Origin of the sequence: Citrobacter sp. KTE151 (genome assembly GCF_000398845.1) — a bacterium.
Lineage (GTDB): Bacteria > Pseudomonadota > Gammaproteobacteria > Enterobacterales > Enterobacteriaceae > Citrobacter > Citrobacter braakii.
Genome location: NZ_KB976070.1, coordinates 1 through 5,401, shown reverse-complemented (window position 1 = coordinate 5,401; position 5,401 = coordinate 1). Strand labels below are relative to the sequence as shown.

Genomic DNA, 5,401 nt, shown 5'->3' with positions numbered 1-5,401 from the left:
ATGGGGAGGCGGCGGGCTGGGCCCGCCAAAAAGCAGTCGTGATGCCACTATGAGCAACCCGTGGCAACATTCGAGGCAGCACCATGCGACCACCATCCCCCCGCGCCATTCAAGCCCGCGCCCTACGCGCCGAAGGGCTCACCATGCAGCAGATTGCCGAAAAGATGGGATGCAATCGCGGCACCGTCTCCAAATGGCTGGCAAAGGACACCATCAAAGCCCAAAGCAACGAGCTCGACAGGCTGATCAGCGACGCGCAGGCCAAATATGACAACCTGCCACCCAGCGAGGCCGAACGGCTTCGGGACTTGCGCGACTCTCTCCGGGAGCAACAACAGGTCATCATCAAGCGCCAGATCAAGCTACTGGAGAGCGTGCAGGGCGAGGCCATGACAGCGCTCCGCAGCAAAGACCTGCCCACCGTTCGCGCAGCGGCAAGCCTGATCTCCGCCCTTACGCGGGCCTTTGCTCATGAGGCTATGGTGTACCAGATTATTGACCCCGCAGAGGTCATGCGGCAGGCGCTGAAAGACGATTAGGCACCATGCCGGGCGATCAGCCCGGCCCCTCCCCGTAAGGGCAAGCACCTGCTCAAATATTAATCTTTTTTTATTTCAGGCAACCCCGGCACGTCTGCGGCAGTGCCTGCCAAATTTGCACCATTCCAATCAGCAGCACGTCCATGAACACACTGCGCACACACTAAAAAAATAGAGTGTGTTCAGAGTGTGTTCAGAATAAAGCCCCAATATACGGGCACTTATAATCACTGAACACACTGAACACACTGAACACACTAAATCTTATATATATAAGGGAATACATTGCCCAATCCACTAATGGCGCGGCATTCCGTAGTTCTCTATATAGACGCAGGAAAATGGTGTGTTTGGTGTGTTTGGTGTGTTCAATGGGGTTAAAGCCCCGTAATTCGGGGGTTTACGTGAACACACCAACAAACACACCAACCGTCTGAACACACACACTCAGTGTGTTCAGGGCATAAAAAAGGAGCCTTTCGGCTCCTGAGCGGTCAATCTTGCTGGTCATTATCCGGCATAATGAGGCGATAACCCGGCGTTTGCATCCCCGTTACGGGCCGCAGTCGCCACTCATATCGCTTTTTACCATTGAAGCAAGGGATCAGCATCCCAGCCTCCTCCAGCAGCTTGGCTGCACGACTCGCATCCATTGTGACAGCAATGTGTTCGCGGAAGGCTTCGCGCAGAATGTAATATTCCGTTTGGTCATCTGTCTTTTTGATGTAGCCCCATAATTCTGAGGGGATGCCGTAACCCTTCCCGCTTTCAGTTGCTCCCCACGGCAAGAAGTGCCCGATCTGGGTGAGCATATTTTCTGCTCGTTCAATGACTGCAAATGATTCACGGCTGGCATCATTACCGCCGTTGAAATCCTCAGCCCATACGGCATAAATCCGCTCCAGCGCCGCCGTTATTTCAGCAGGTGCCACAGGAATGTTTTTAGCTTTGGAGTTCATGAGAAGCGCGGTCTCAATCAGGGCAAACTTTGACGCAACGCGCTGGTATTGGCCTTGTGACGAACCGCAGACAGATGCCCAACGTAAAAGCGACTTTTGATAGAATCCCCGCGTTTCGCTCGGCCTATTAGTCAGCAGTTGCAACCATACCCGACCGAAAACGCCATGGTTATCCATCGCGGCGGATTTGATGCGATCAGAGAATGCTGCCCCGTCAGCCGCTCCGTGAAGGTTTTTAGGTGGCTCAAATCGGATGTCGAGCATACGAACCAACACGCCAGCATCTACGCCGTGCCCGGTCAGTGCCCGACATTGTGCATCAATTGTTAATTCTCCGGTGCTCAGTACCGTATTGCGCCATGAATACGTTTCGCGCAGTCCACCATCTTTGTGGCCCTGTAAGCGGGAGCGCTGGGAGAAAATGCTATAAATTGCGCTATCTGCATAGCTGGCTTTCAGCATTTTTAACTCGTCAATGAACACACTCAAATCGTTATTTGCCGCCATAGCGATACATAAAGCCAATGGCGTGGCATTCCAAGATAATTGCCGCTCACTTGGATTGCCAAATACAGAGGAATGCAGATAACCCGCCGTTGTTTTGCCCGCTGAGGACTCACCAAAAAAGTGAACCCCGAACCCGTCCACGTTGCACACACCCAGCATCGGCCCGGCAAGCGCCACACCTAGCGCCAGCAGCAAATGGTCATTACCTTTGACCAGAGCGCCAACCTCTTTTTTCCAGCTTTCCAGCGTGCCAGCCGTAGAGGTATCGCAACCCTCAGCGCTGCTTTTTAAATCAACGATAATGCGGCGCTCGGTTTTATCGCTGCTCAGCAAAGTGCAGTCAGGCATAACGAAAGCGCCATTGAGCCAGCCCGGATTATTGACGATCTGCCATTCTGGCAACTCACCCGCTATGTTGCCGTTTTCATCGTAAGCAATGGATGACTGGAGGTATTCAGCTAACCATGGGCGCAGCCCTTTTTGCTGCGTAGGCTGGGCCCCGAACCCCATTAGCAACGACCAACCTGACGGCGTGCCAATATCTTTCATCGGTAGCAGGATTTTGCGAGGCCGAAAGCCACCCAGCTGGATTACACGATACTGCGAATTTTTTTGCTCAGCCCAGCCAATAACGCGCAGCGGTGATGCGCAAACAGGGGTTAGCGTTTCAATAGTTTTATCTTTGACGGTCTTTGTAATGCGGAGGAGTACGCCGTTATCGCTAAATACAATATAAGGGCACTCAGCTTTTTTAATCGGTGTTACGTTGTCCTGCGTGGTAGCGATGATGTCTGCCATTACTTTATTCCTTGTACGCAAAAAAGCAGCGCCAAAAGGCGCGTAACGCTTGATTGCTTGGGAACCAATGGCTATCATCACTATTGCGCGGTGATGATTTGTAGCCAACCCATTTGGTTCCTACGCAAATCAAACCAATTTCGCAGAGGCCCCAGTTACCAGCTGGGGCCTTTTGCGTTTCAGGGGTAAGCATAGCGATCCCAAACAGCGTCGGCAAGTAATGATCAGGCGTCGATCTTCATCTTTTTTGCACCACCCTACAGCCTTGCGGCACGTCTGCCGTTGTGGATAACTTCTTGATGAAAGCGCAAATTTGCCCACATTGGCGGGGGCTGCGGTGGATTGTCTTAATGCGCTGCGACAGCTGCGCCCCTCCCCCTGATGTACTCCATTGCATTACGTCGCGTATGACGTAACATGACAGGGAATGACAACCGGAGGACAACATAATGCCCCAGCTCAGCATCCGACTACCTGACGACCTTGTGCAGCTGCTCGATGAACGTGCCAGCGCCGAACACCTCACCCGCACGGACATCACCGCAGCAGCGCTGCGGGCCTACCTTGGGGTTGTGCCTGCACCTGCCGCCGCTGACAAGCTCGACCGGGTGATCGAGCTACTGGAAACCATAGCAGGTGCACCACAGCGTAAGACAGCAGCACCGCAACGTCAGACGGTGCCTGACAAGCCGGAAATGCAACGCACGACAACGCCACCAAACGCACCACAGCGCACCACAAGCGATCCACGCTTTCAGGCAGTGGATAGTGAGGCCGACGCGCTGATCGTGTCACTGACGCAGCAGGGCGCAGGATTAGCGGACATTGCCGCGCAACTCAATGCGCAGGGATTCAGGAGCGCGACCGGGGGAGAGTGGTCGCGTAGCAAGCTGAGAGACTATCGGCATAAATTAAGGGATAGCGGGCTACTTCATGGTTAATGACTTTACGCACGGAGGGAAGGTTTACAGGCTTTCTCACCTAAATCATTCTGTTATAAGAGTTACACGTGCGGCGACGGCAACGCATCCGGCTAAGACAGTCAGATTTTTTGTTACCTACAGTAATCACTGTTTTACCAAACACTTTGCAGAGAATGATGATGAATCCCTCCTCTATGAGGATAGCCGCCGATATTTCTGCACTGAGCGTTACGAAGGTTCACTGCTGTTACCCGGCCTGATACCCATACTTATTGAAAATAACGTTTTGCTGGGGCTTACGATGAAGGAGCGGCGTGAGTCATTCTTCTATCTTGAAGAACATCATATGGGCGTTACGTACCGCTTATTTTTTGACATATCGTCCAGCAATCACCCGGCAAGTGACATAAGGCTAAAGGTCACAACAGCATATCCAGAGGATGATTGGGCGGCTGATGTTGGCGTACATGCCCGGTTTAATATCTGGCGAGTAATTGATGCGCGTATGAACGGCGAGAAGCTGGCAACGAAAGAGCAGCAGAGACGCAGGCGGAGATAACAAAAAAGGCGACCTTACGGATCGCCTCTTGTTACTGCTTTACTACTTAAATTAGGTATTAGGTGGAGGTCATTGGTTATCGCGGCGCGGCCTGCGACCCTATTCGGGTTGACGCTAACGTATCTCTTGGGAGATCCCACGTATCGCTAGTGACTATAAACTTACTCAAATTTGAGCATTGTGTCAACCATAACGCCTATCGGTAGGGGCGGCGGTGCCGCAGTTTGTGCCAAAATAGTCACATTACTGACAATTCAGCAGCAAAACTGCACCACTCAGCGCACTGCCTGCAATATTCGACGCTCTCCGGGTATGGGGCAGATCGGGAGGCCCTGACGTATGCCGAAGCCGCCCTGCGCCAATCCCCGCGCTGCTCATGCCGGAAGGCCACGCAGAGCGCATCCTCAAAGCGGAACTCATAGTGCAGCTGCTTGGCTAAATCGTCAGTATTCCCGAACACACTTACCCGCCATGCGGGCGCACTTATTGACCATGACCCGCAGCCTGTCTGCCCGTTTGCCGGGCGATGCAAACATGAGGGCTTTTTGGTAGCGAGTGCTGGCGCGACGATAGCAGCCCAGACGTTGCAGGCGCTCCGCCTCCATCTGGTAACGTGCAGAGGCCAGAATTTGCGACGTATCCAGCGGAGTGGCGTCCGGCATATCAAAATCGTCGTATTCCTCGCCCTCCGGCTCCAGTGATGGCTCCGGCAATGTTTCCAGCTCCGGCTCAATCTCAGGCTCAGGGATAAAGACGACAGGAGGGGCGGCAGGTATGACGCGGCAAGCTGGGCGGGCGCGTCGGATGAACTCAGGGCAGGGCGGGCCCACGAACGCACGGCGGAAAGCGTGCCAGCGCAGGCGGGCCACCTCGACGGCTTCCCGCTCAGAGAGTCCCATGCCGCCTTTCTGTCTGAATAAATCCAGCTGCATGGGCACCTCTCAACGTAAACAGGCGTTAATGGTCTCGACGATCTGGCGTTGCTCCGCCTCGCTAATGGTCTGCCATTCCGGGACAGCCTCAGGGAGCCCCGGATAAGCAGCAGGCGTCAGGCTCATGATCTGGCGCAGCAGCTGGCAGGTGAACGTCTCGCGCTCAATCTCGCAGTGGCTGGGG

5 protein-coding genes are annotated in these 5,401 nt (G+C 54.0%); 3 read left to right on the top strand and 2 right to left on the bottom strand.

Annotated elements, in window-relative coordinates; all coding sequences use genetic code 11:
- Positions 1–83 precede the first annotated feature (83 nt).
- A complete protein-coding gene (locus tag WC7_RS00005; protein WP_016155426.1) occupies positions 84–539 on the top strand; it encodes a helix-turn-helix domain-containing protein in 456 nt (151 codons plus the stop codon).
- Between the two features lie 494 nt (positions 540–1,033).
- On the opposite strand, the gene WC7_RS00010 is transcribed toward WC7_RS00005, so the two are convergent.
- A complete protein-coding gene (locus tag WC7_RS00010) occupies positions 1,034–2,911 on the bottom strand; it encodes a DUF927 domain-containing protein (RefSeq protein ID WP_181631038.1) in 1,878 nt (625 codons plus the stop codon).
- A gap of 341 nt (positions 2,912–3,252) precedes the next feature.
- On the opposite strand from WC7_RS00010, the gene WC7_RS00015 reads away from it, so the two are divergent.
- On the top strand, positions 3,253–3,744 hold the full coding sequence (locus tag WC7_RS00015) for a recombinase family protein (protein ID WP_016155424.1): 492 nt from the start codon (positions 3,253–3,255) through the stop codon (positions 3,742–3,744).
- Positions 3,737–4,285 carry a hypothetical protein gene (locus tag WC7_RS00020; protein WP_016155423.1) on the top strand — a complete coding sequence of 183 codons (549 nt, stop codon included), beginning with the start codon at positions 3,737–3,739 and terminating at the stop codon, positions 4,283–4,285. The genes WC7_RS00015 and WC7_RS00020 overlap by 8 nt, the downstream gene beginning before the upstream one ends.
- A 443-nt stretch (positions 4,286–4,728) precedes the next feature.
- Here the strand turns inward: WC7_RS00020 and WC7_RS00025 are convergent, their stop codons facing one another.
- Positions 4,729–5,217 (bottom strand): hypothetical protein, encoded by a 489-nt coding sequence (locus WC7_RS00025; protein WP_016155422.1) that lies wholly within the window; start codon positions 5,215–5,217, stop codon positions 4,729–4,731.
- Positions 5,218–5,401 lie beyond the last annotated feature (184 nt).

Excerpts from the sequence above, each read along its gene's own strand:
- WC7_RS00005 (WP_016155426.1), top strand. The coding sequence starts at position 84 with ATGCGACCACCATCCCCCCGCGCCATTCAAGCCCGCGCCCTACGCGCC.
- WC7_RS00020 (WP_016155423.1), top strand. The coding sequence starts at position 3,737 with ATGGTTAATGACTTTACGCACGGAGGGAAGGTTTACAGGCTTTCTCAC.
- WC7_RS00015 (WP_016155424.1), top strand. The coding sequence starts at position 3,253 with ATGCCCCAGCTCAGCATCCGACTACCTGACGACCTTGTGCAGCTGCTC.
- WC7_RS00025 (WP_016155422.1), bottom strand. The coding sequence starts at position 5,217 with ATGCAGCTGGATTTATTCAGACAGAAAGGCGGCATGGGACTCTCTGAG.